Raw genomic sequence first — 25,747 nt, forward strand, 5'->3', positions numbered from 1 at the left:
CGCCTGCCCCGGTAGCCGGCCTACATGAACCCAGGAGATCGCGTGCAGGTCGATCGCGACGACCAGACCTTCGAGGGGGTCTTGTTGCCGTCCTCGAACGACCAACGACTCGTCGTGAAACTGGAGAGTGGCTACAACGTTGGCCTCGATCGCGAGGCGGCCGAGGCGACGGTCCTCGAAGCCGACGTCTACGATATCGAATCCGGTGACGCCAGCGACCAGTCGACCGTCGAGTTCGACGACGACCTCCCGACGATTTCGCTCATCTCGACGGGCGGGACGATCGCCTCGACCGTCGACTACCGGACCGGTGCTGTCACTGCTCAGTTCGACGCCGAAGACGTCCTCCGGGCCGTCCCTGAACTGGCTGGTCTGGCGAACTACCGCGGCCGTGTCGTCGCGAATATCCTCTCTGAGAACATGACGCCGGACGTCTGGCAGGATCTCGCCGAGGCGATCCACGACGAAATCGAAGCGGGCGCCGACGGCGTCGTCGTCATGCACGGAACGGACACGATGCAGTTTACGGCCAGCGCGATTTCGTTCATGCTCGAGACACCGGTCCCGATCGTCTTCACCGGCAGCCAGCGCTCGGCTGACCGGCCATCGTCGGACAACGTGATGAACGCTGTCGCTGCCGTCGCAGCCGCCAAAAGCGACGCCGCAGAGGTGATGATCTGCATGCACGCTGCCGAGAGCGACGACGTCTGTGCTCTCCACCGAGGGACGCGAGCCCGCAAGAACCACACGTCCCGTCGGGACGCGTTCGAGACGATCGGTCGTGAGCCCCTGGGCACAGTCGAGTACGAGACCCGCGACGTCACGTTCAGACGGGACTACGCCGAACGTGGTGAGACAGAACTCGCCTTCCAGGCCGATCTCGAAACGGACGTCGATCTCGTGAAGTTCGCCCCGGGAGCCGGACCGTCGATGCTCGATCCGGTTGCGGGATCGGCCGGACTCGTGATCGAAGGGACCGGATTGGGTCACGTCAACACCGACTGGATCGACCGCATCGAAGCCCTGGTCGAGGACGGGACGACGGTCGTGATGACCAGCCAGTGTCTCGACGGCCGGATCTGTGATCGCGTCTACGACACCGGGCGTGACTTGCTCGATGCGGGCGTCATCGAAGGTGAAGACATGCTCCCGGGCACGGCGATGGTCAAACTCATGTGGGTACTGGCAAACCGTGACGACCCTGCGGAGGCGATGCAGGAACCACTGGCCGGTGAAATCACCGACCGGTCGACACCCTGGGAGTGACGACACCAATCAGCCTGTTCGTGTCATAACTGATTTCTGGTCTCGACTTGCGTTGCCAGCAGTTGGAACAACCACGCCGACCCAGAACGCCTTTGCTCGATCGCTGCGGGCGTCGATGCTGACGTCTGCTACCCAGCGCTCGCTCACCCGCCACTGACCGGCGGAAACAGCGCGAGCTCGTCTCCGCGTGTAACCTCGCGCTCGGATTGTAGCGGCTCTTCGACGTCTTCGCCGTCGTGGAGCGTTCGAACGTGTTCGTAGACACCCTGCTCGTCGTCACGAGCTTCCTCGGCGACGACGGGATACGCTTCAAAGAGAGCCTCGATCGCGGTAGCAACAGTCGGGTCTCCCGAAACGTCGACGGACACCTCGTTGTCACCGGCCGCTTCGCCCAGCGTGGCAAAGAGTCGCCAGGTTACGTGCATAGGTAATCTGGGGACCGCCGACGGAATGAACGTTCCGGGCTGCACTCACTCCGGTCTCGGTCTGCTTGTATCAGTCGTTTCGGTCACTGTGCCCCAATTCGAGCGTGGTCGAGACGAGAGCTCCCAGGGGAGGCCAGTCTCAGGTCAGTGTCGGCGATCGCAGGCGACGGATTTTATTCGCTCCCAGTCGGAACTCTGGGTATGGACGAGCTACGGGACTGGCTCGGTCCCAGGCCGGCGATCTACCTGACGGCTGCTGTCGCCGTCCTCTCGGTAGCCACTGGTCTGATCAACGTCGGCGCACAGTCCATCTCCGGGCCGCTTTCCGCTATCGTGCCGCCGACGATTCAGCGGACGGCCGGCTTTACCGGCGCACTCACGGGCTTTCTGATGCTCGGTTCGGCATATGGCCTGCGCCATCGGCTTCGCTCGGCGTGGTTCTCGACGATGATCCTCTTGCCGGTGACGGCTCTGCAGGGGCTCGTCCAGACGAACGTCGCGTCGCTCCCGTTGATCGGGCTATCAATACTTTCGATGCCGACGGTGCTGGTGAGCTACCGACGATTCGATCGGACGATCGACCTCTCGACGGCTCAACTCGCTGCCCTGGCTGCCCTCGTCGGGACTCTATCCTACGGGACGATCGGGACCTACACCCTCCGAGACAGCTTCGAGGGTGTCCAGACGCTGACGGACGCCCTCTACTATACGATCGTGACGGCCTCGACAGTTGGGTACGGTGACGCGATCCCGTCGGGGAGCGACGGTGTGCGACTGTTTGCACTGTCGGTGGTCCTGCTCGGGACGGCATCGTTTGCCCTCGCACTGGGCTCGCTTATCGGCCCACTCATCCAGGCACGACTCGCAGCAGCACTCGGTACGATGACCCGCTCACAACTCGACCAACTCGAGGATCACGTCCTCGTGCTTGGCTACGGCGATCTCACGGAACCGATTCTCGAAGAACTGCAGGCAACGGTCAACTTCATCGTCGTCACACCCGACGAGGAGACCGCGACGATGCTCGGAAATCGCGACATCAACGCCATCGTCGGCGATCCAAGCGACGAAGAGCCGCTCCAACGCGCTGGGATCGAACGCGCACGCGCCGTCTTGGTGGCAACGAACGACGACGCTCAAGACGCACTCGGCATCTTGACAGCGAGCCAACTCAACCCGGACGCACGGATCGTCGCTGCCGCCACTGATCGAGAGAACATCGAGAAACTCCGTCGGGCCGGCGCAGAGTCGGTCATCAGCCCCGCTGTTATCGGTGGCCACCTCCTCGTGCAGTCGGCTATGGGCGGGATGGGGATGGAAGCGATTGCCGATCGATTACTCGAAGTCGAAGACGAATCCGAGATCTAACCGAACCGACGTGCATACTGCTGTAGCCCTTCAAGCCCACGGCCGCAGCGGAAACCGTCAGAATCTGAGTTCGTCCAATCGCTCGAAATTTGACTCGCCATTGTGTGTGATTGCTTCGGCCACTGTACACTGGCTGATCTGGGCGACGCACCCGCGACCATCCGGAACCAATGCAGTCTGAGGGCGGTCGCCGGGTTCGACCAGTGTGGCTGTTTTGTCATCGCCGAACTTCCACACCCGAGAGTAACAGGAACGAACAGTCTGGCTCGACGGTTGCTGTGGGTCAGGTCACCCGAGCGTGAAGATGACGAAGTTGTTCGCGGCCGGCCCCAGACCGACCGCTGTGACGAACACCAACAGGAGACTCCCCTGTATGGGGTGTTCATCGAGCGTGTCCGCGATTGCGACCACGATGAGACCGGCCACCACCAGTTTCACGAGGACGAACAACCAGCCAGAGCCGAGATACTCCGCCGTCGGTAACGACGCCGCAAAGTCCATGATCGCTTCGGGAAGGGGGCTTCGCTCGGTCACATCCAAAATGTCTGTGCCGATCGCTGTCGTGATGCCGTCGAAGGCGTGTGCGAAGACGACACTGCCACCGGCCAATCCGGCACGGGCGGCCTGTGTCGTCCACCGAATACTAACCAGTGCGTACGTGATGCCAGACAGTGGCACGGCGATGATGAAGCCGACGATCGGCCACAGGGGCGAAAAGTCGAGAGCGTCACCGAGTCCTTGCCAGACGATCGCCCCGAGGAAGACGAGCAACACGCCAGTCCCGACAGCACCCAGGTACGTCCCCACACGATCGAGACGGCCGCTCAAGGCCCCAACCATGGTCAGTGCGAGCCAAACGCCACCGACGACAACGTAGATCGTCACGTACACTGCCGGTGCTGAGAACAATGGCGCGACCCACTCCGGATACAGCCCCGGTGGACTGGTTACCGTCGGCGGCACCGATAGTTGATACAACGCGTGGCTGATACCCCCCACTGCGATCCAGGGGACGAACGCGACCACGTGGCCTTTCCTCACGGGCGGTTCGATCCCCACGAGAAAGACTGTTGTCAGCAACCCGCCCAACCCGAGCGCGAGGAGGTACGGCAGATCCGGCACAACGAGTCCGCTTGGCAATAGCGGCATATGTCATATCCCTTTTGCCTCTGTGGAAAACGTTCCGGTCTCATCGACAAGAGACTGTCAAGGCCACACACTGGCCACGGCCCACTGTTTGCTATCGGATCGTCCCGCGGCTATCGGCGCTCAGAGGGCTTTGGGCCAATTACTGTGGACATGGCGAACAAAAAATATTTTCCGTCGATAGCGCCGACTCGCCGGGTCAGCCACTCACCGCCGCCAGACGTAGACGACCGCGCCTGCGGCCAGCACCGCGACACCGGCGCCGCCGCCCAGCAAGGGCAGCGGGAGGTCGCCCGACTCAGAAGCTGCGGCGTTGGGGACGTACGAACGCACTGACTGGGCGTCCATCGTCGGGAACGACGCCGACTCCTGGTCCCATTCGTCCGATGAGTGAACCGTCGTTTCTTCTGAGACCATTTCCAACTGGCGAACAGCAGACTCGTTGGACTCACTATCGACGGCGTTGGCCATCCGGAGATAGGCCGTCGTCCCGTTGTCGGCCTGTTCGACGTACGCTCGCTCGATGGTCCCGTTGCCTGTTCGGTCCGCGACCTGACTCGTGATCGCCGAAAGATTCTCGAAGGCCATACCTCCTTCGAGGACAGCACCAGATCGATTCACCGACGCATCGAGGCGTGCACCCTTGAATCCAGCCGCTTCGAGGTCACCGAGCCACTCGACGGGTGCCGTCGTCGACTGTGCTACGGACTGTTGATAGCTCTCTATCGTCCGATTGTAGAGGTTCGCCTGCTGGACCCAAAACGAGCCGTTCCCGTCGATCCGATCGTCAGTGGCTGCCATCTGGAGCGAAAACCGCTGGGTACCGATCGGCGGCAGATCGCGGTCTTGTCGCTCAGTGACCAACGTCTCCCAGTTTGTCGTTCGCGTCTTGGCGTCGAGGTCGAGTTCGATCGTTCCCTCGTCTGTCGACTCGACCGTACTGTTCCAAGAGAGGGTCCGCGAGAATTCTGCGGCCGCCATGGCGTCGAGTTGGGAACGGAAGTTGTCGATGCGGTCTGAGACGTTCCCCTCGACGGACGCTTCCATGGCCGTGAAATACGCCCGTGCGAGACCGTCGTAGTTGTCGACCGTCAGGTTCCAACTCACATTGCCACCGCTCGATCCCAGGTCGGCAGTGACGACGGCTCGATCGATCGAAACGTTCGCCAGGCTGTCGCTGATCGCGTCAGTCGTCGGCCCGAAAGACTGGTCAGCACCTCCTGTCTGAGTGGCCAACCCGTCCGTGACGGCCTGTTGCAGCATCTCGTTGAGGCCTTCGATTTCGACCGTGTACGCAAGTTCTAGAGTCGCTCCATCGTTCGTTCGCTCGAAGGCATAGGTATCGAGGGAGACCGCACTCGATGTCCCGTCCATCGAGGAAATGCTTTCGAACTGTCGGCGGAGCCGGTCGGCAGCCCGCTCGCGGGTCGCCCACCGATCGGCGTTCCGTCCGGTGACGTGACTCTCGCGGGCGACCTCGAGGACGTGGCCGTCCTCGGTGGCACGCAATCGATAGTCGACGCTGGTCGAGGACGTACCGGGTAGCATCATCGAGAGGTTCGCTGTCCCCGCAGTCGAGAGTCGCGTGCCGCTCGTGTAGATCTCACCACTCGTTTGGGCCTGACTGAAAATGGCGGCGAGCATCTTGCTGTCGTCCGGGAGCGCGATGGTTGCGTCCACCGTCGCGTCACTCTTGGCGACATCTTCGGTCTGGCGACTCTGGACGTCGACGTCGAGCTCTTCGAGGGCGTCCGGCCGCGGGGCGGAGATCGTTCCCGACCCGTTGAGCCGCGAGCGATTGGCGGCCATCGTCATCGACCCGGTGACGTTCGATTCGACCGCCGCCCACTCGTAGATTCCATAGGCGAGGCCTTTCTCGACGTTCATGCCGAGGTGGCCACTCCCCGGAGTCGAATCATTCTCTTCGAAGACCAGCACGACGTCCCCGTCGCCGGCGACGTACGCGTCTTGGGCACCACTCGTTTCGTTTGCTGTCGGTTCTCCGCGTTCTGCAATCCCGATCGCCCCAACTGTCGAACTCCCCACCAATCCAAGGAGGACTACAATCAGGACGGCTCGCTGCAGTCGTGACATGCAAGTGGATGATTTGGTGAGCGACAGTTAACTGTTGTGAGAAGCGATTGCGGCCTCGATTGCCGCTATTCTGGCTTCTGACGGGCTGCACTGGCGATTGAGTCGCCTTCGATGCGTCGCCCTTTTGTTCGCGTACCCGTAGACATGGATAGCGGATGGCCCGATATCACATCGAGACGTACGGCTGTACGTCAAATCGTGGCGAGAGCCAGGCGATCGAGCGGTCGCTCCGCGATGGGGGCCACCACCCGGTCGACGATCCATCTCAGGCGGACGTCGCGATTCTCAACACCTGTACCGTCGTCGAGAAGACGGAGCGCAATATGCTCCGGCGGGCCGCGGAACTCGACGAGCAGACGCCCGCGGATCTCGTCATCACGGGCTGTATGGCCCTGGCCCAGGACGAGGCCTTTCGGGACGCTGGCATCGATGCCGAGATCCTCCACTGGGATGACGTCCCCGAGTACGTTCGCAACGGCGAGTGTCCGACAGTGACGCCCGATACTGACGTCCTCCTGGATGGTGTGACCGGGATCCTCCCGATCGCTCGTGGCTGTCTCTCGGATTGTTCCTATTGCATCACGAAACACGCGACCGGGACGATCGATTCCCCGCCCGTCGCCCACAACGTCGAGAAAGCCCGCCAACTGCTCGACGCCGGCGCACGGGAGCTTCGGATCACGGGCCAAGACACCGGCGTCTATGGATTGGAAGACGGTGAACGGAAACTCCCAGAGCTGCTTGGGCGGATCTGTGAACTGCCCGGGGAGTTCCGTGTCCGGGTCGGCATGGCGAACCCGAAAGGCGTCTATGGGATGGCCGACGAACTCGCTGCCGTCTTCGCCGAGTACGACGAACTGTACAACTTCCTGCACGCGCCCGTCCAGTCGGGCAGTGACGACGTGCTCTCGGATATGCGACGCCGACATCGCCGCCCGCAATTCGAAGAGATCGTCGCCGCGTTCGACGAACACCTGGACTACTGGACGCTCGCGACCGACTTCATCGTCGGCTTCCCGACCGAGAGCGACGCCGATTTCCAAGCGAGTTTGGATCTCCTCCGGGCGGTCGAACCCGAGAAGCTCAACGTCACCCGGTTCTCGAAGCGACCGGGCACCGATGCCGCCCAGTTGGACGGTCTGGGCGGCACGGTGAAAAAAGAGCGCTCGAAAGCTATGACCGAGGTGAAAATGGATGTCGTCGGCGCGGCCCACGAGGCGATGGTCGGTGAGAACCAGCGACTCCTCCTCGTCGAAGACGGGACCGAGGAGTCACTGGTGGGCTACGACGAAGCTCACCGACAGGTCGCCGTCCCGAAAGCGGAAACGATGGGGCTGTCGCTCGGTGATTTTGTCACCGTCGAAATCACCGGCCACAACACAGTGTACGCGCTCGGCGAGCCAGTGTAGACAGCGCCGGGCTGCTCAGGACTCGATTGCGACGGCGCCGTATCCGACGACTTCTGCCATCGAACCGGCCGTCTCTCCGCTACTCGCGTGGGCGAGAACGTCGACGCTTCCCTCGAGGGCATACAGCAGTGTCGCGATCGCCCCGTACCCACAGACAGAGAGGGCTTCGCGCTCGACTGTCTCGATCAGTGCGTCCGGGTCGTGCTCGCGGATCGGGTCTAACGCCAGTTCGTCACGTGCCATCGCGACGTCGTGGGGTTCGTAGTGCGTGAAATCCGACGACGCGATCAGGACTGTTCGTTCGGTGAGTGTCTCGGCGATTGCACTCCCCAGCTCTCGGGCCGTGGCTTCGTCCTGTTGCCGGAGGCTGATCGGGAGGACCGAGACGGAATCGTACAGCTCTTGGAGGAAGGGGAGTTGGACTTCGGTCGCGTGCTCTCGGGCGTGTGCTCGATTATCGACCGTTGCGTCAGTCGTCTCGACGAGCTGCTCGCGAACTGTCCCGTCGATTGGGACCGTGCCCAGCGGCGTTTGCCACGCGTCGTGCCCTGGGATCGCGATGTTCGCACCGATCCCGGTGTGATTCGGGCCGATGACGACGACCGTCTCCGGTGTCCCTCCGGTACCAAGGGCGGCGTAGGCATGGGCGGCGACAGGCCCCGAAAACGGCAGCCCAGCGTGGGGTGTGAGAAGGCCCGCGACAGCCGGTGTCCCCGCTGGTGGGGATGGACGAGTCCCTGGACCGATTTGGTGATCGTAGCAGGCGCGCAATTGCTCCTGTAGCGCCTCTGCCTGGCTGGCGTAGAACCGGCCGGCGACTGCCGGCTCTCGCACGCCAGCCATTATGCACCCTCCCGAACCCGAGCTGCATCCGCCTGCACTTTCGGCTGTGTGTCCATATCTGAGTGGTGGAACGCCTGCTGTTCAATAGTTGTGGCTGTGTTTGTCCATCGCATGGGCTTGCGGACAATCGTACTCACTCTCTGGGTGCCCGGGCCTTCGATCGGTTCCGATCGGGCCCGCGCACGATATTCCTGATATGCTACACGTGGGGGAGGATTAACGTGGCCCGACGCGGAACGGTTGGGCACTGTGGAGTTCGCGTATCACTATTTGAACCAAGAGCCCACTGTTTTGCTCGTCGGTGCGAGCGACGAAGCGGCGCCGCTCACTCGGGCGCTGTCGCCGGACGACAATTTCTATCGAGTCGAACACGTCGAGACGGGACGCCAGGCACGTCGCGCCGTCGACGAGTCCGTCTGTTGTGTCGTGGCGGACCAAGAGTTGCCCGCATCACGGGGCGTTGATCTTGCTCGGAAACTCGCCGAGACTGCGATCGAGCCACCAGTCGTTATCAACGCCGAGACTCTCGACCCCGAGCTCGTTGCAGCGACCGGCGGGCCCGTCACCGCGGTCGTCCCGCCGTCCCATCGAGAGACGCTTCCCGAGACGGTCCGCACGCAGGTCGAGGCGCACTTACAATCTTTCGAAGAGACCCTCAAGACAGATGCCATCGAAACGCTGTTCGAGAACCTCGAGTACACGGTCATGGTCAAAGACGACCAAGCTCGCTTCCTGCAGTTGTTTTCGGGGTTGACTGGGCCAAGCGACCAGGAGGCACGCGGTCGGACGGACCGTGAACTGTACGCTGGGCGGTTCAACCTCGGCGAGCAGTGGTATGCCGACGATATGCAGGTTCTCGGAGGCGACCCGATCCACCAGGAGGTCAAACAATACGGCGAGGAGAGCCCGTTCTGGATCGAATACACGAAGCTCCCCTGGCGGGACGAAACCGGTGATATACGCGGACTCGTCGGGTTCTCCCAGCAAGTCACCGACCGGGTGAGACTCAAACAGCAGCTAGCCAGACAATCCAAGCGACTCGAAGCGTTTTCGGACTACATCGCACACGACCTCAAAAGCCCGCTGCAGGTCGCCAGTGGTCACCTTGACCTTGCGCGGGACGGCCAGGAAGCGAGTTTCGCGGAGGTGCAAGGCGCCCTCGATCGCATGGACCGCATGATCGACGATATCAAGATTCTGGCTCGGCGGGAGCGAGAAGACCAGCTACGGCTTCACGAAGTCCCGATCGTCGAACCCATCCGGACGATCTGGGAGAACCTCGAGACAGGCGAGGCCACACTCGAACTCGAACTCCCTCAAGATATGTACATCAATGCGGCCAAAGGCGAGTTTCGCCCTCTCTTGGAGAACCTGCTTCGAAACGCTATCGATCACGGGGGCTCTGACGTGACCGTGACGGTCGGGCCGCTCAATGCAGGCTTCTTTCTCGAAGATGACGGGCCTGGGATCCCGCCCGACGATCGGGACGCTATCTTCGAACACGGCCACACCACGGCCGACGATGGAAGCGGTATCGGTCTGGCGATGGTCCAAGACGTCGTCGATTCACACGATTGGACCATCGAAGTCTGCGACAGTTCCGAGGGCGGCGCACGATTCGAAATTACGAACGTCCTCTCGGTAACCGAGCCGGATCGGAACGTCCAGACTGGCGAATCCGTCTCGCTCACCACTGCGACTGATGTCGGCAACCCGGTCAGCGCAGGTGACGCGATATACGATCCGAATGCCCAAACGTGGTCGATCACGGGCGCTGGAGCGGACATCTCGGGCCCGGAAAACGAGTTTCACTACGTCTTCACGCGAGTTGCCGGTGACGCGCGAATCCAAGCCCACGTTGCCGATCTCGAGGCCGTCGGTCCGTACAGTAAGGGCGGGGTCATGGTCCGTAACTCGCTCGATGAAGACTCGCTGCATGGGTTCGTTGGGCGGACAGCCGAACACGGGACTGAACTGCTCTGGTGTGATCGACCAGGAACCAAAACGACATCCCAGCACCTCGAGGAGGCCAACGACGACTACGAATGGCTCCGAATCGACCGAGAGGGCGACGTGCTCACCTGCTCGGTATCACGGGACGGGGCCACTTGGAATCTGATCGACCAGCGACACGTCCCGCTGGCCAAAGAAGTCTTGGTCGGATTGGCAACTTGCAGTGCTGTCGCCCGACGAGCCACGACAGCTACATTTGAAGACGTTACTGTCCGACGAATCGACACTGACGCCCCTTCGTAGATCTGTGTTCTATGGATCTCACGTCTCACGAGTTGACTCGCGTGTATCCGTAACTCGTCAGTCGGTCGCTCGGACTCGGATGGAGCTGTGCTATATTCGATCACCCTGATCGATCACGTTCCGACGTCGAATTCGATCTGTGGTGGCCGATTGTACACGCCTGTCCGCGAATACTGAGCGAGGAACTGCTCTCTCCGTGCCTGATCAGCGTTGACGCCAGCACCGATCGATTCGCGGCCACAGGCTACACGTTCGGCGATTCGTGCTGTGTACGGTCCCAAACGAAAGGCCCGTGTCACACTCTTCATTCGATATATCGTTATTTGGTTTACGTCTCGACCACGAAACGAGAGCACTGGCACCACTTTGCAGTTGTATAAACGGCCCTCCTTGGGATAGTGTACAGGCGGCCAGAAACGAGGTCACGGTTAGACAGCCAGCGAGGGAAGACACGTCGATTACACCTGGGTAGCAGTGCAGCCGAGCCGGTTGGGGGCCAACGACATTGCCTCTCCTCCCAGTTGGATTGTCGACGAGACCGAGAACGAATCGCAATCGTGAATCGGCTCGCTCGGGCGAGCGGTGGATTCACCGGTCGTGGGATTGCGCCGAGAGCGGTCGCTCACCTAGTATACGCACTACGATTTCGAGAAGCTCGAAGTACGCACGATATACGCTCAGGGACAGCATGTGGGGCTCGGACGGCGACACTGTTACCGTAGGGCAAGGGGTGGAAACGCAGTGACAGCCACTCGAAACACACGTACGGGAGGATCTGCCCAAGTCAAAACCACGGCCAGAGGAAAAGTTCTGTCTCCACGAACGATTGTAGACTCCAACGCTCCCAGAGCCTCAGTAATGGTCGTGGTAGACGTAGTACCGATTGCGGGCAGCTAGCCCAGCCAGACACAGGGAAACATGTGACTACCGGGGTAGGGCTATCTTCCGTGGACCAGCCCAATTCGAGGAGAGGCCCAGACTACAGAGAGACGAACACGGCAATCGTACCAGTGGTGCCCAGCAGCGGGACGTGATACTGGGTGTCGGCTCAGCGTTACGGATTCGACACTGCGCGTCGTGGCGATACTCCAAACGTCGCCAGACTGTCTCTGTCCAGGAACTCCCCCCTGGTCGGACCGGCCGATAGCTATCCTCCTCCGCTCGTAATTCGAGAACTGGGACAGGCTCTCGAACGTCGCTGGGCATCGCTTCGTGGGACACTGGATCGCGTTTCACGCATACCAACTACTCGTGCTGGCGGTCCGTGTCGAAATCGTTTTGTGGCCAGTTGTGAGCTATCGGCCCTCGGTGATCGCGATATTGGGATATGGCCGAGAAATGGCATTCGTGGGGTGTGGCCCCTGGGGTCGAAGCACCGAGATGCCCTCTCCTCGAACGGGTGGCCCGACTGATACTCCGAGAGAGGGGAACCGTGCTGTGCACTTGGCGTTTGACTTTTATTTGGTTACATAGGCACAATAGGCAGATTATGGGTCCAGATATGCACCTAATATTTGCATATCGGCCGAATAGAGAGTTACACAATTACAGATAACTCCCCTTATCTGGGTTTGTAGGGATAGATTGAAGGACATCACAATCCAAGCACCGACAATGGCCGACGAGACGCCTACATCTCGAAAATCAGTAAAAACGTACATCCCGGCGTATCAAAAAGAGGCCTGGCAGGACCACGCGGACGATCTCGACATGAGTCAGAGTGAGTTTGTCCGGACCATGGTCCAGGCCGGTCGTCGACACTTTTCGGACGAAGACCTCTCTGAACAACCGGCGTCAGAGTCACAGTCAGCATCGTCCGCCAGCGAGCAGATCGAACTGACCGAACAAATTCGTCAATTACTGGAGGCCCACCAGGTACTGACGTGGGAGGAGTTGGTCGAAGAAGTGATCGGCGACCTCGAACGGGATCTCGAAGAAAGTCTCGACGAGCTCCAGGAAGCAAACGTCGTCAAATACAGCGGTCGTGACGGTGGCTACCGCCTGGTCGATACATGAGTAGTGCAAACGTCGATCCGGAGACAGTAGAAGATCCCATCGAATACTTCCTGACAGATATTTCCTACCAGGGTAAAAGTGAGCGGACGCGAGACGCCTACGAGCGTGTCCTCCGTGACTTCGAGCAGTTTTTGACAGCCAACATGGGGAGTATCAAAGAGGCTTCACATCGAGATTGCATGGCGTGGATTCACGAGCAACGTGCCGGCAGCGCCGAGAGTACCGTCGCGACCTACGCGTCGTACTTACACCGATTTTACTCTTATATGACCCAGGTCGGCGTCTTCGATTCGAACCCGATGGCGATCGTCATGGAAGAACTCGATGAGAGTATCGAGACTGACCCGGCACGACGAGATCTCTCGATCGCCGATATGCGGGGTCTCGTCGATACCGTGACTCATCCGCTCGAACACGCACTCGTCCTCACACTCCTCAAAACAGGGATGCGTGTCGGGGAGCTCTGTAATCTCGATCAACGGGATTTGCACCTCGCGGACGATCCTCGCGACGACGTGGCGCTTCGGCCAAGCCTCGAACAACGGCCGGATTCGCTGTACGTCTCGAGTGAACCACAACGCGGTAGCGTCGTCAACGGTGACCGCCGGTCAGCTTCGAACAAACGCCGACGTGATACCGTCATTCCCGTCGATGCGGAACTGGCAGCGGCGCTGCGTGCCTGGCTCGATATTCGCCCGGATCCGGTCTCGGACGCACGGCCACTGTTTACCCGGACAGCAGATAACTGGGGTGAGCGCGTGACAACTGACGCAGTCCATCATATCGTGACCACCCGTGCGAGAGACCGAGGGTGGTACGATAGCGGGAGCAACGCTGCCGAAAACGTCACCCCCCACTACTTCCGGCACTTTTTCACCACCCATCTCCGGGATCGAACCGGCGATCGTGGCATCGTGAAGTACCTGCGGGGCGACGTCGCCGAAGATATCATCGACACGTACACCCACGATTGGGGCGACCGCGTCCGGACCGTCTACGAGGCGAACATCTACCAACTGCGCTGAATAGTTATCGGGTGACTGGCTTGTTGCTCGCGTATGGCCACAGGACTCTGTTCGACCAGCGACTCGTAAATCATATATCGCTATATGAATGGTGTGGCTCGTCTCGCATCTCTTTCGATTGGCGTGGCGCGATAAGACTGTTGTGTGGGTAGGGATCTACCCGAGGAGCTGTTCGACGTCTGCACGTGTCGGGAGGGGAGCCATGGCGCCCACCTCAGTCGTGGTGAGTGCGCCGACTGCGTTGGCAAACTCGACTGCCGCTTCGAGTGACTCACCGTCGATCAGACTCCTGATCGCGCCAGCAGTGAACGCGTCTCCGGCACCAGTCGTGTCAACGGCCTCGACGTCGGCAGCCGGCTCATCAGCCACAGCCGGACCCCACGGGGCGCTCTCTGTCGCCAGCGCGTAGGTACCTGCCTCACCCTGCGTGAGCAAAACCGTGTGCGGGCCAAACGTCGTCAGTTCTTCGGCAACCGCACTGATCGCTCCGTCGGGGTCGGACAACAACGACGCCAGATCCTCGCGATCGGTCTTGATCACGTCGGCGAGCGCGAGTGCGTCACGCATCGTTGGCCCTATTTTTTCGGGATCCGGCCAGAGGTCCTCGCGTGTGTTTGGATCGAACGAGACCGTACAGCCGGCGGCCTTCGCGCGTTTGGCGAGGTCGAGCATCGCCGTCCGGGCCGGCTCTTCACACAGCATGACACCGCCAAAGTGGACCCACGACAGGTCGGCGAGCACCTCATCTGGCACTGTCTCGGGTTCCATCGCCATCGTCGCCGTTTCCTCCTTGTAGAAGACGAACGACTGGTCGGCGTCGGGATCGTCACCGACCAAGGTGTGTGCCGTCTTTCGGGACGGATCGATTTCCAAAAAGCGGTCCGGAACCCCCTGTTCGGTCAGGACGTCTTCGAGGTGGGTACCAAACGGATCGTCGCCCAGCTTCGTCCAGAGATACGGTGCCGTTCCGAGGCGTGCCATCGCGACGGCGAGATTCGCTGGAGCACCACCGGCCCGTCGTTCGAAAGTGTCGACAGCAGCCAATCGCCCACTGGTCGTCGGAAACATGTCGATCAACGCTTCACCGGCCACGAGCGCGTCTGGTGTTGTCATGGCTGTGGCCTTGCAGGCCGTGGCTTATTGTTCTATCTACACCGATCCCGGCGAGGCAGTCACAGCGAACGAAGTCCCTCGAAGCACGCGCCGATCGGGTGGTATCCAGGTTCGACTGCTGGGCCGTCGTCTGTCGAGGATGGCTCGTTGTCGCGAGTGAGTTTGACGTAGAAATTCCCCTCCGGGGCAGTCAGATTCGCCTGGGCGTATGCCCACAACCGGTCGTACCAGTCCAGATACTGCGCGGTTCCCGTCCGTTCGTACAGGGCGGCAGCTGCCCCGATACCTTCCGCGACCGGCCAGCCGTACTTGTCGTCGACGATGGGTTCGCCGTCGGGATCGAAATTGTAGTAGAAGCCGCCGTAGTCGTCGTCCCAGCCGTCCTCGATCGCGATTTCGAACAGCTCCTCGGCCCGTTCGATCGCCCAGTCGACGTCGGCGTAGCGATCGAGCACTGCCAGCAATTTGGCCCACTCGATGTGATGGCCGGGTTGGTAGCCCCACGGACGGAAGAGATCGTCTGGTTTCTGGCGGTTGTAGTCCATGTCGTGGTCCCACTCGTCGGTGTAGTGTTCCCAGAGGTAGCCGTCGTGGTCGGCTGCGAGATCGACTGTCAGCGCGTGGGCGATCTCTCGGGCGCGGTCGAGATACCGCTGCTGACCAGTCGCCTCGTAGGCGGCGAGCATCGCCTCACAGGTGTGCATGTTAGCGTTTTGGCCGCGATACGCCGACGCGTCCTCGAAGTCGCCGTCGAATTCACTCTGACAGAGGTTGTATTCGGGTTCCCAGAAGCGATCCAGCAGGAGGTCGTAGGTAGCTTCGAGATCGGCTTTGGTGCCGTCGATTCCCGCTTCGACGGCACGAGCGTAGGCCAGCAGGACGAACGCGTGGCCGTAACAGACGCGCTTGCGGTCTACTGTCTCTGTCCCCTCAAGAAGCCAGTCGTACCCACCAGTGTCGGGGTCGTGGTGGCCTTCTCGGAGAAACTCGATGCCGTGTTTGGCCGCTTCGAGCCACGGGTCCGGCCCGTCGAAACGCGCCCCGAGGCAGAAATTCACGACGTATCGAGAAGTGGCGACGAGGTGCTTCGAATCGCGGTCGTAGATCTCGCCCGATTCTCCGTCGAGTTGGGCAACGTAGCCGCCGCGGTCGTCGATACCGTCGGGATAGTAAAACTCGAGGATATCGCGGAGCCGAGCTGCGAGCCACTCGGTATCCTGGTACTCTGGGGCCATCGTCGGACGTTCCACTGGCGTCGACAAGAACGTTGGGTGCCGGCCGGTATCCTGTTGGACCATCGCGACGGCCCGGCAAGATGGGGAGGTGGATGCGGGCGTTTATCAGCGACGGGACCCCACTCACAGACATGAACGTCGTACCGGACACGAGCGTCATTATCGACGGTCGGGTGTCCGATCGCGTGGCCGAGGGGGAGTTCGCCGACGCCACCATATCGGTCCCCGAAGCCGTCGTCGGTGAACTCGAAGCCCAGGCCAACGAAGGTCGCCAGACCGGCTGGGACGGCCTCGAAGAGTTACAGCGACTGGCCGACCTGGCCGAGGAGGGAACGATCACTGTCGAGTACATCGGCCGACGCCCGGAACACGCCGAGAAACGAGCAGCCGCGGACGGAGACGTCGACGCACTCATTCGGGATCTCGCCGAAGAGCGCGGGTCGACGCTGGTCACCAGCGATGTCGTTCAAAGCGAGGTCGCCCGCGCGAAAGGACTGGACGTCGTCTTCATCGAACCCGTCGGTCGGGACGTCGAGGAACTGGACATCGAGTCGTTCTTCGACGAGACCACGATGAGTGTCCACCTCAAAGTCGGCGCGAAGCCAATGGCAAAGCGCGGCGAGATCGGCGACATGCACTACGAGTCGATCCGGCAAGATCTCTCGACAGAAGACCAACTCACGGCGTACGCCCACGACATCGAGGAGAGCGCCCGGGCGAGTCCCGAGGGGTTCATCGAGATCGACGAACCGGGCATGACGATCGTCCAGTTCCGGGAATACCGCATCGCGATCGCTCGGCCGCCCTTCGCGGACGGCTTAGAGATCACGGCTGTCCGCCCGATCGTCCAGACCGACCTAGACGATTACGAGTACGCTGAGGAACTGCGCGATCGGCTGCTCGAACGCCAGCGCGGCGTGTTGATCTCGGGTGCGCCAGGAGCCGGCAAGTCAACGTTCGCCCAGGCTGTCGGGGGTTTCCTCGCCGACTCGGACTTCTCGGTGAAGACGATGGAGAAACCGCGAGACCTCCAGGTCGGCCCGGAGATTACCCAGTACACGGAACTGGCCGGCTCGATGGAGCGGACCGCAGACTCTCTGTTGATGGTCCGGCCGGACTACACGATCTACGACGAAGTCCGCAAAACCGACGACTTCGAAGTCTTTGCAGACATGCGCCTGGCCGGCGTCGGCATGATCGGCGTCGTGCACGCGACACGAGCGATCGACGCCCTACAGCGCCTCGTCGGCCGCGTCGAGCTGGGCATGATCCCACAGGTCGTCGATACCGTCGTCTACATCGAGGCCGGCCAGATCGAGACAGTCTACGACGTAAATACTGAAGTGAAAGTCCCCGAAGGCCTCATGGAAGAGGATCTCGCCCGGCCGGTCATCGTCATCGAGGACTTCGAGACGGGGGTTCCGGAGTACGAGATCTACACGTTCAACCGCCAGGTCGTCACCGTGCCACTCGGCGACGACGAGGGTACCGAGAGCGGCGTCGACCGGATCGCTCGCCAGGAGGTCGAAGGTGAGATTCGGAAGATAGCCGACGGCCACGTCGAGGTCGAGGTCCGCGGGCGCGACCGGGCGGTCGTCTGGGTCGAACAGCACGATATCTCCCAGGTCATCGGGAAAGGCGGGGGCCGGATCACAGATGTCGAGAACCGCCTCGGTATCGACATCGACGTCCGGACGCTCGACGAGCGTGAGGGCAGCCAGTCGAGCGCGCCGAGTGGGACATCAGGCAGTTCCGGCGGACAGGCGGGACGGACGGTCACACCAGAGATCACGTCCAGACACGTGGTCGTTCCTGCCGAAGGCCTGGCCGGCGAGACGGTCGAGGTGCGGGCCGACGGCGAATATCTCTTTACGGCGACAGTCAGCCGCGGCGGCGAGGTCCAAGTCTCCCGTGGGAGTGCCATCGCCGAAGAACTGGAACGGGCGATCGATCACAGCCGGCAGATCACTGTCGTCCCGTCTTGAGGAACCTAGGGATCGGGATCACTCGAAAGCGACCGCCGCGTCGTCGATCGCCTCCTGAACCCGTTCGTGAAACTCCTTGAGGACGGCGGACTCGTCTTCGGCGAGGACGACGTCGCTGGCCATCAAGGTAGCGAGGCCAAAGGCCCGCGGCGTCGGAGAGTCGACGCGATGATGGACGACATCGATCTCGTCGTCACTGATTGCGCCGAGCACGCCCTCGATCGCTTCGACGTTGAGTTTGTCTTCGAGGATTTCCCGGTAGGTCTCTTCGACGACGGCAAACTCATCGAGATCCTGTGCGAACCCGAGGAGCATCTCGCTGTTTACCTGCTGTTCGCTGGCGGACTTCTCGTAGCCTTTGTAGCGTTTGAGGATCATCAGCGAGCGCGTCGCGTTGATCCGGAAGTACCGATCGAGGAGGTCCGTCCCGTCGAGGCTTTGACGCAAGTCTGTACGCACGTCGTCTGGGTCGATCGACCGGAGGATACCGGCGACGTCGACTTTCCGGTTGAGCGGCATCGAGAGCGTAAAGCCGTGGTCGGCGACGGCGACCTGCACGTTTGCGGTCGCTTCTTGAGCGACGTGAGAGGCCAACAGTCGTGAAAGGCCATCGTTGAATCGCCGTCCGTAGTTCGAGTGGACGTAGTAGCGTCGCTCGTACTCGTCGCGATCACGCTCTTCTTCGATCACGAGGCGCTCGTCCGTGCTGATGCTGTCAGTACCGGCGTACTGGCGTTGGTCATCGAACATCCGGACGATTGCCCGGACGCTGTTTTCGTCGAGTGGGAACTCCCGCAGCCAGACGCGGGCCTCGGCCCGCCCGCCGCGATCGAGGCGTGAAAGCAACTCGCGTTGGAACGACAGGATCTCCCGGCCGAGATCGTAACTGAGAGGGAGGCGTTCGGAGTACCACGAGGGGACCGTCGGTCGCGCGCTCGTGGGGTCGACGTAGACCTTCGAGCCGCGGCGGTACCGGTACTCATAGCGGTCGCCGCCGAGGACGAACACGTCGCCGGATTCTACGGTATCGAGATACGACTCGTCGAGTTGGCCGACCCACTCGCTGTCAGCGCGAGTGAGGACGTCACACGTGAACGAATCCGGGATCGTGCCGATGTTCGTCATGTAGATAACGCGGGCCAGGCGGCCGCGCTTGCCGATCAGTGGTTCGCCGACCGGGAACTCCTCGTAGTGGTACTCGCCGTCGGGCGGATCGTTCGTGTCTCGCCAGATCTTCGCGTAGACGTTCTCGTCTTCCATTCCCGGATAGTCTGCGGTGAGATATCGGACCAGTTGCTCCCACTCCTCGTCGCCGTACTCTCGGTACGGATAGGCCTGCCGGAGGATGCCTGTCACTTCAGCCTCGGGCCGAACTTCGTTGATCGCCATGCCATAGACCTGCTGGGCGGCGACGTCCTGGGCATTCTCGGGAACGAACACGCGATCGACGAACCCCTCCTCGGCCTTCTTGAGCATGACGGCACACTCGACTAGCTCGTCTCGATCGAGAGCGATGACCCGTCCTTCGACGGTCTGGCCGAGTTGATGACCCGCCCGGCCGACACGCTGGAGCAGCGCCGCGACGGACTTGGGCGAACCGACCTGGACTACCAAGTCGATGTGAGGCATGTCGATCCCGAGTTCGAGGCTCGTCGAAGTCGTCACTACATCGATGTCGCCCGATTTCAGGTCGGATTCGATGGCTTCGCGCTTGTCCTTCGAGAGGCTGCCGTGGTGACAGCCCGCATTGGCCTCGTCGTAGGCGTCGAACCGTTCTCTGAGGTTGTGCAAGACGCGTTCGGCCCCGGACCGCGTATTGGTAAAGATCAGCGTGTTCGTGTGATCCTGGATTAGCTCGTGCAACTGGTCGTAAAACCGATCGTTGACGGTCGATTGCGGGGTGTGGATCAGATCATCCGTCGGTGTCGTAAGCTCGATGTCGAACTCGCGGGCAAAGCGGGCGTCGACGAGTTCGTACTCGCGTGGATCCCCGCCCGGTTCCTGGCGGCCGACCAGAAACTCCGCCATGGTGTCGAGCGGTTCGACCGTCGCCGAGCAGCCGATTCGGGTGGGCGAGGTTTCGGCCATGGCTTCGAGCCGTTCGAGCGAGACCGACAGGTGCGTCCCACGCTTGTTTGCCGCCAAACTGTGAATCTCGTCGACGATGACGTACTCGACGGTCTGGAGTTTCTGCTTGAATTTTGGGGAGTTGAGCAGGATAGCGAGTGTTTCCGGGGTCGTGTTGAGGATGTGTGGCGTCTCTTCGAGCATCGCTTGCCGGTCGCTATCGGAGGTGTCTCCGTGCCGGATCGCGTGGCGAATGTCCACATTCTCGCCACGCTCGTCGAGTTTGGCGGTAATTTCCTCGAGCGGGACAGCCAGATTGCGGTGGATATCGTTGGCGAGACTCTTCAGCGGGGAGATATACAGGCAGTACACCGAGTTTTCCAGGCCATCGGTACGGCCGCGTTCGAACAGTTCGTTGATGATGGCGGCGAAGCTCGCCTGGGTCTTGCCCGAGCCCGTCGGCGCGGCGATCAACGCGTTTTGGCCGTCGTGAACGAGCGGAATGGCGTCTTTTTGCGGTGGGGTGAAAAAGCCGCCGTTGTCGGGGACGAACGGGCCGAACGTCTCGACCCACCACTCTCTGACGGCAGGCTCGAACAGCTCCAGCACCTCGCCGTCGTCGATCGACACCGCTCTCGGGTCGAATTCGACCGACTGTTCGACGGCTGCCAGCAGCTCTCGGCCTCCCATAGATTCACTCGAATCAACGAGGCCGATCGCCTTGTGCACTCGGGTTAGTTATACCGGACCCGTGACAGTCACGTACGCGAGCGTGAATCCGAGCCAGGCGAAAGTGATCGTCGCGAGGGCAGTGAGGGCAGCTGTCACGGTCGTGTCGCTACTCAGCGGCCGTCGAAAGCTAACGACACCGACCACGCCGACGAGGAGGATCGTCGCGACGAACGGCGTCGCATTGTCGACGCTGGGTTGGCGTAAGACGAGTGCCATCGGGGCGTAGGCAATCCCGACGGTGGCGGCAGCATGGACGTGTCGACGGCAGTCGATACCGGCGAGCCACAGCCCGACCAAGAGACCAAACCAGATGACAGCAAGTTCCGTGCCGAACGCCAGGAGGAGATTGAGCGTTGGATCTACGAAGGGCTCGATGCGACCGCCGATCACGTCGAACTCCCAGGGGGCGAAAAACAGCGGAGGCTCTCCCGTCAGCAGATCCGTAAACGGGTGGATCGAGAGCCCAACCACCGCCGCAGTAAAGATCGATCGTCCCGCGAGCCCGGTCTTGAGGGCAAGCGTCACGACGAGGAGGCCGACGAGTACGAAAACGGTCATGACCGCACCGCCCACGATGCCACCAGCCACTGCGCCGAGTGCGACGACACCGGCGAGGACGCCCAGCCCAAGCCAGCGGCCAACGGGCCAGAGCGCGAAGCCAACACTCGCTGCCACTGCGACGACCAGCGAGTGAGTCGTCGTCCGATGGCGTTCGCTGGTGGCTGCCCAGAAGTGATCGAACGCCGTCGACTCCTCCGGGAGCGTCACGACCTGGAAGGCCGCGTGAGCAACGTCAACGTCGGGGAGTGACGAAAAGAGGGCGGCTGCGAGCCCGACGGCGACGGCGGACCCGACGGTCACGCCGCCAGGGAGCCCAAGCGGGCGGGTCTCGGGCCCGTAGCGGCCTGCGATCAGCGCGACGATCCCAAAGGCGAGGAAGGCGTGACCGACGAACACGGATAGATTTGGCGACCGGTGTATAAAACGGTCACTCCCCGCCGTCGGCGTCGTCGTTTGCGATCCCAACGGCTGTCAGGAGCTGGGTCACGAAGTCGTTGAGATAGATGGTTCCCCACGACGCCACGACGATGGCCCCGATCGTGTTGAAAATTAGGTCTTTCATCGTATCTTCCAGCCCGTACTGGGTCAAGACCGGCGACCCACCGATCGCCGTTGCGGCGGCACTGGTCGTAAACTCGATGACTTCCCAGATCACCCCGAACGCGAGGACGAACATGAGGATGAACACGAACACGAACTGCTCGGGCAACTGCACGTCGTCCCAGTGAACATCCAGGGCTCGCGTCGTCGCGTAGCCGACGCCTGCCACGACCGATGCCGACAGCGCGTGCGTGAGATGATCCCACCCCGGAATCGTGCTGTAGAATCCTTCACCGCCGGGGATACCGACAGTCCCCAGCGAGTGCAGGAAGACGGCACTCGTGATCCACAGCGTCAGCCGCGGGTCCATCGAGACGCTGTAGTCCCGTTCGAGCAGCGGCGGAATCTGGAGGACCAAAAGCCCCATCACAGCATTGATCGAAATCCCGGCCGATCGGCGTTCCAGTCCGATGAACAACAGCCCGATCAACGCGACTTCCATCACCCAGGTAAGCTGGCGCTGTTGGGCCTCGGTGAGACGGAGGCGTGACGTGAGTCCCACGCTCAGTCACCCCCTGGGCGAACGTGGACGTACCGGCGGACGTACAACTCGAAAGTGAGACCGGCGAGGACACCGGCAACCGCCGAGGCGACGAACTCCCACATGAGCTGTTCTTCGATCACGGATTCGGCGATTGCCGGGTCGACGAGCAACGTCGTTCCGAGGTACAGATCTGAGAGCCACCGTGCGACCGCCCAGAGGCCGGCCAAGGCGAGTGTCGAGACGACGACAAACAGGAGCGCGAACTGGTAGTTCATCTCGACGTCAGTAAAGAGGTGGAGCTCTACAGCCACGATGAGTGCAAGCGCCGCCACCGAAAGGTAGGTCGGTATCCCCCTGAAGGCGAGGCTGACGCCGAACGTGTTCCCCAGCAAGGGCAACGCGGCCAGGACGAACACCTCCCAGGGGATCATCGCCATCGGATCGCCCTGTGCCAGCGGGGGAAGCACAGCCAACCCGCCGACGACGGCCGCGAAACCAGCCCACAGGACGTTCCCCAAGAGGACGTTTCCGCCAACGATCATGGCGATCACGCCGGTCAACAGCCAGCCGAGAGCGGCGTTGAGTCGCGTCGTTCGAAGCAGCGATGCAATCCCTTCCGCACGCGAGTCCATATCCGTACACGGGATGCCGACAGGCAAAAAACCAGCCGTTCACACGGGGGACTCGATCAACACCGTTGCCGGCAGTCAGTCCCAGATCTCGTTCAGTCGAGCAGCCAGATCGAGGTCGGCCTCGGTGATGCCCCCGGCGTCGTGGGTCGTCAGGCGTATCTCGACCTCTCGCCACCCGATCCGTATCTCCGGATGGTGAAAGGCCTCTTGAGCGAGGCCCCCGGCGGCCGACGCGAATCCGATCCCGTCGAGATAGGCGTCGAATTCGTAGGTGCGAACGATTTCGTCCCCGTCTCGCTGCCAGTCGCTTGGCAGTCGGTTCTCGATCTCTTGGTCGCTCAACAGATCTGCCATGTGTGGCCACACACCACCGTGGCAAAAGAACGTTCGGCCGGCGGCAAACGAGCGCGTCGACGCGGACTGTCGGCACTGCCTGTTCAGTCGTCGGCGTCGACGAGTGCCGAGAGACGGTCGTGGACCTCGTCTTCGGCCATCGCGACCGACGGGGGCTGTTCCCCGCTGCCGAAGTGTGGATCGAACAGCCGCAGGGCCGTATCGATGGTCGTCCAGTCGTCGTCTTCGGCGGCGTCCCTGAGCGATTCGGTGGGGGCAGCGAGCAATTGATTGACCAGTGAGTCAGCCATCGACTCGACGACTTCCTGTTGGTCGTCGTCCAGATCCAGTTTGCCAAACGCCTCTTGGAGTTCCCGGGCTTTGACACGCTCGGCACTCTCGTACATGCTCGAAATCACGTCGTCAGCCCGGTTGCGTTTGAACTGGGTGAGCAAGTTTCGGAACTCCGACTCGACGATCTCCTCGACGGCCTCGGCGGCCGCGTCCCGACTGGCTCGCGTCGCTGCAGTGATCGACTCCAGGTCGTCGAGATCGAAAACCGAGACGCCCGCGTACTCCCCAGCGCCGCGTGGCACGTCCCGCGGCTGACCGATGTCGACGACAACTGTGTCACCCACCGTCCCAAACGTCTCGACGTCGAACACTGGCTGGGGGCTGGCGGTCGCCGAAACGACGAGATCCGCCGTGTCTACCGCCGAAGGAAGCGCCCCGAGGCCGGTCGCCGAGGCTGAGACGTCGACGGTCGAGACAATGTGTTCGGCGTGTGGGACCGTTCGATTTGCGACGAGTAAGTGGTCCACCCCTGCTCGATCCGCGAGCGCCTCGGACGCGAGCGTCGCGATCTCGCCGGCTCCGACGACCAACGCAGTCGCCGACGCGAGATCACACTCACGCCCGGCAAGTTCGACGGCGGCACTGCCAAGCGAGACCACACCGTCGTTAATGGCGGTCTCGGTCCGGGCGCGTTCGCCAACGTGAATCGCTTTCGTCACTGCGTCGTCCAAGACCGGCCCGAGTCCGCCAGCGTGGCGTGCGTCCTCGCGGGCATCTCGCACCTGGCCGAGAATCTGGTCTTCGCCTGGGACGAGCGATTCGAGTCCCGCCGCAACTCGCAACAGGTGTCGCAGACTCTCCTCGTGGTCCATCTCTGCGACGGTTCCCGCCGGGAGATCACTGGTCGAGGACGCGAGGACGTCCCGGCCCCGCTGTGGGTCCTCGGTGACGACGTACCGCTCGGCACGGTTGCAGGTTTGTAAGACGAGGGCTTCAGCGACGCCGTCTCGTGCCAGTAGCTGTTCGACGGCCTCACGTTGACTCTCCGCAGAGGCCGCGTCGATGGCTTCGACGCTGGCGTGGTGGTGGGCAACGCTCACGCCCGAGACAATACCTGGCTCTCGCGTCACGATGTATCACCGATCACGTCCGAGATCACGTCTGCTGCTACTTCCAGAGTGTTAGAACCGCTGCTATCTAAAGCCTTCCAAACCCGGTCCCGCTTGACGACTTCGCGAATAGCTTGCTGGCGACGGTCTGGATCTACGCCTGTTTCCTGTAGCTGCTTGCGCAACTCGGAAGTGATTCGAGCCATCTCTCCAGCCTGTCGGACGTAAGTCTCGTTTTCGAGCCGTTCTCGAAGCACTCGACTCACGGCCGGACTCTGGCCACCCGTTGCGATCGCGAGGACGACCGGATCCTGCCGGATCGTCGCCGGCACGACGACGCTGCCGGCGTCTCGCGCACCACGCTGGTCTGCGCGATTGAGCAGTATGCCCCGCTTGCGGACTGCCGTTTCGATCGCCCCGTTGAGTGACTCGTCGTCGGTCGCGGCGACGACCAGCGCCGGAGCGGTGCGGTCGAGCCACGTGTCGACGGCGGACTCGTCGGGGGCAGCACGGATCCGCTCGGCCCCACCGAACGCTACGTCGGCGAAGGTCGGGCTAACGACGATCGTTTCGGCCTCCCGTGCGAACCGACGGGCTTTCCGAGCACCGACGCTCCCGCCGCCGAAGATCAACACGCGCTCGCCATCGAAGTCGTGGAAGAGTGGAATCATCCGTTCGCTGCTCGCTTTGTGGGGTCACGATGCCAGACGACCATTACCGTCGAGCCTGCCTGTTGTACTGTATTTGTTCCGTT

Annotated in this window: 20 protein-coding genes; 7 read left to right on the top strand and 13 right to left on the bottom strand. The window is 61.8% G+C overall.

Annotated features, from left to right (window positions below; genetic code table 11):
- Window positions 1-24: 24 nt before the first annotated feature.
- A complete protein-coding gene (gatD, locus tag FR699_RS03615) occupies window positions 25-1,266 on the top strand; it encodes a Glu-tRNA(Gln) amidotransferase subunit GatD (RefSeq protein WP_154551763.1) in 1,242 nt (413 codons plus the stop codon).
- Window positions 1,267-1,409: 143 nt separating this feature from the next.
- On the opposite strand, the gene FR699_RS03620 is transcribed toward gatD, so the two are convergent.
- The gene (locus tag FR699_RS03620) at window positions 1,410-1,691 is read right to left on the bottom strand and encodes a ubiquitin-like small modifier protein 1 (protein WP_158854104.1); all 282 of its coding nucleotides are present in this window, start codon (window positions 1,689-1,691) and stop codon (window positions 1,410-1,412) included.
- 201 nt (window positions 1,692-1,892) lie between these two features.
- Between FR699_RS03620 and FR699_RS03625 the strand changes: the two genes are divergently transcribed.
- A complete protein-coding gene (locus FR699_RS03625; protein ID WP_158854108.1) occupies window positions 1,893-3,059 on the top strand; it encodes an NAD-binding protein in 1,167 nt (388 codons plus the stop codon).
- Between the two features lie 288 nt (window positions 3,060-3,347).
- Here FR699_RS03625 and FR699_RS03630 read toward each other — a convergent pair whose 3' ends face one another.
- Together FR699_RS03630 and FR699_RS03635 are read right to left on the bottom strand one after the other, a co-directional pair.
- Window positions 3,348-4,208 (bottom strand): DUF63 family protein, encoded by an 861-nt coding sequence (locus FR699_RS03630; protein WP_154551760.1) that lies wholly within the window; start codon window positions 4,206-4,208, stop codon window positions 3,348-3,350.
- Between the two features lie 204 nt (window positions 4,209-4,412).
- Window positions 4,413-6,299 carry a PGF-CTERM sorting domain-containing protein gene (locus FR699_RS03635; RefSeq protein ID WP_158854109.1) on the bottom strand — a complete coding sequence of 629 codons (1,887 nt, stop codon included), beginning with the start codon at window positions 6,297-6,299 and terminating at the stop codon, window positions 4,413-4,415.
- 155 nt (window positions 6,300-6,454) lie between these two features.
- Here FR699_RS03635 and FR699_RS03640 point away from each other — a divergent pair, with 155 nt between their 5' ends.
- The gene (locus FR699_RS03640; protein WP_154551758.1) at window positions 6,455-7,708 is read left to right on the top strand and encodes a tRNA (N(6)-L-threonylcarbamoyladenosine(37)-C(2))-methylthiotransferase; all 1,254 of its coding nucleotides are present in this window, start codon (window positions 6,455-6,457) and stop codon (window positions 7,706-7,708) included.
- 15 nt (window positions 7,709-7,723) lie between these two features.
- Here the strand turns inward: FR699_RS03640 and amrB are convergent, their stop codons facing one another.
- Complete coding sequence (gene amrB / locus FR699_RS03645) at window positions 7,724-8,551, bottom strand: AmmeMemoRadiSam system protein B (RefSeq protein WP_158854112.1); 828 nt, start codon at window positions 8,549-8,551, stop codon at window positions 7,724-7,726.
- 270 nt (window positions 8,552-8,821) lie between these two features.
- Here amrB and FR699_RS03650 point away from each other — a divergent pair, with 270 nt between their 5' ends.
- From FR699_RS03650 to FR699_RS03660, 3 genes are all read left to right on the top strand, one after another.
- On the top strand, window positions 8,822-10,807 hold the full coding sequence (locus tag FR699_RS03650; RefSeq protein ID WP_154551756.1) for an ATP-binding protein: 1,986 nt from the start codon (window positions 8,822-8,824) through the stop codon (window positions 10,805-10,807).
- 1,614 nt (window positions 10,808-12,421) lie between these two features.
- Window positions 12,422-12,823 carry a DUF5805 domain-containing protein gene (locus tag FR699_RS03655; RefSeq protein WP_158854115.1) on the top strand — a complete coding sequence of 134 codons (402 nt, stop codon included), beginning with the start codon at window positions 12,422-12,424 and terminating at the stop codon, window positions 12,821-12,823.
- Window positions 12,820-13,848 (top strand): tyrosine-type recombinase/integrase, encoded by a 1,029-nt coding sequence (locus FR699_RS03660; protein WP_158854118.1) that lies wholly within the window; start codon window positions 12,820-12,822, stop codon window positions 13,846-13,848. Before FR699_RS03655 ends, FR699_RS03660 begins: the two co-directional genes overlap by 4 nt.
- A 156-nt stretch (window positions 13,849-14,004) precedes the next feature.
- Here the strand turns inward: FR699_RS03660 and FR699_RS03665 are convergent, their stop codons facing one another.
- Both FR699_RS03665 and FR699_RS03670 read right to left on the bottom strand, forming a co-directional pair.
- Entirely contained in the window at window positions 14,005-14,961 is a 957-nt protein-coding gene (locus FR699_RS03665) for a carbohydrate kinase family protein (protein ID WP_158854121.1), read from the bottom strand.
- Between the two features lie 59 nt (window positions 14,962-15,020).
- Window positions 15,021-16,196, bottom strand: coding sequence for an AGE family epimerase/isomerase (locus FR699_RS03670; protein ID WP_158854123.1), 1,176 nt, complete (start codon window positions 16,194-16,196; stop codon window positions 15,021-15,023).
- A gap of 131 nt (window positions 16,197-16,327) precedes the next feature.
- Between FR699_RS03670 and FR699_RS03675 the strand changes: the two genes are divergently transcribed.
- A complete protein-coding gene (locus FR699_RS03675) occupies window positions 16,328-18,181 on the top strand; it encodes a PINc/VapC family ATPase (RefSeq protein WP_158854126.1) in 1,854 nt (617 codons plus the stop codon).
- An 18-nt stretch (window positions 18,182-18,199) separates the two neighbouring features.
- Here the strand turns inward: FR699_RS03675 and FR699_RS03680 are convergent, their stop codons facing one another.
- The 7 genes from FR699_RS03680 to FR699_RS03710 all read right to left on the bottom strand — a co-directional run bounded on the left by FR699_RS03680 (window position 18,200) and on the right by FR699_RS03710 (window position 25,664).
- Window positions 18,200-20,938, bottom strand: a complete 2,739-nt coding sequence (locus FR699_RS03680) for an ATP-dependent helicase (RefSeq protein WP_158854146.1) — start codon at window positions 20,936-20,938, stop codon at window positions 18,200-18,202.
- Window positions 20,939-20,986: 48 nt separating this feature from the next.
- Window positions 20,987-21,937, bottom strand: a complete 951-nt coding sequence (locus tag FR699_RS03685) for a metal-dependent hydrolase (protein ID WP_158854149.1) — start codon at window positions 21,935-21,937, stop codon at window positions 20,987-20,989.
- A 31-nt stretch (window positions 21,938-21,968) separates the two neighbouring features.
- A complete protein-coding gene (locus FR699_RS03690) occupies window positions 21,969-22,643 on the bottom strand; it encodes a hypothetical protein (RefSeq protein ID WP_199268282.1) in 675 nt (224 codons plus the stop codon).
- Window positions 22,644-22,645: 2 nt separating this feature from the next.
- A complete protein-coding gene (locus FR699_RS03695) occupies window positions 22,646-23,257 on the bottom strand; it encodes a hypothetical protein (RefSeq protein WP_154551718.1) in 612 nt (203 codons plus the stop codon).
- Window positions 23,258-23,332: 75 nt separating this feature from the next.
- Window positions 23,333-23,611, bottom strand: a complete 279-nt coding sequence (locus FR699_RS03700) for a 4a-hydroxytetrahydrobiopterin dehydratase (protein ID WP_158854151.1) — start codon at window positions 23,609-23,611, stop codon at window positions 23,333-23,335.
- 83 nt (window positions 23,612-23,694) lie between these two features.
- Complete coding sequence (gene hemA / locus FR699_RS03705) at window positions 23,695-25,014, bottom strand: glutamyl-tRNA reductase (protein WP_158854154.1); 1,320 nt, start codon at window positions 25,012-25,014, stop codon at window positions 23,695-23,697.
- Window positions 25,011-25,664 carry a bifunctional precorrin-2 dehydrogenase/sirohydrochlorin ferrochelatase gene (locus FR699_RS03710; protein ID WP_158854157.1) on the bottom strand — a complete coding sequence of 218 codons (654 nt, stop codon included), beginning with the start codon at window positions 25,662-25,664 and terminating at the stop codon, window positions 25,011-25,013. Before FR699_RS03710 ends, hemA begins: the two co-directional genes overlap by 4 nt.
- Window positions 25,665-25,747 lie beyond the last annotated feature (83 nt).

Origin of the sequence: Halorhabdus sp. CUG00001, assembly GCF_009797925.1 — an archaeon.
Classification (GTDB): Archaea; Halobacteriota; Halobacteria; order Halobacteriales; family Haloarculaceae; genus Halorhabdus.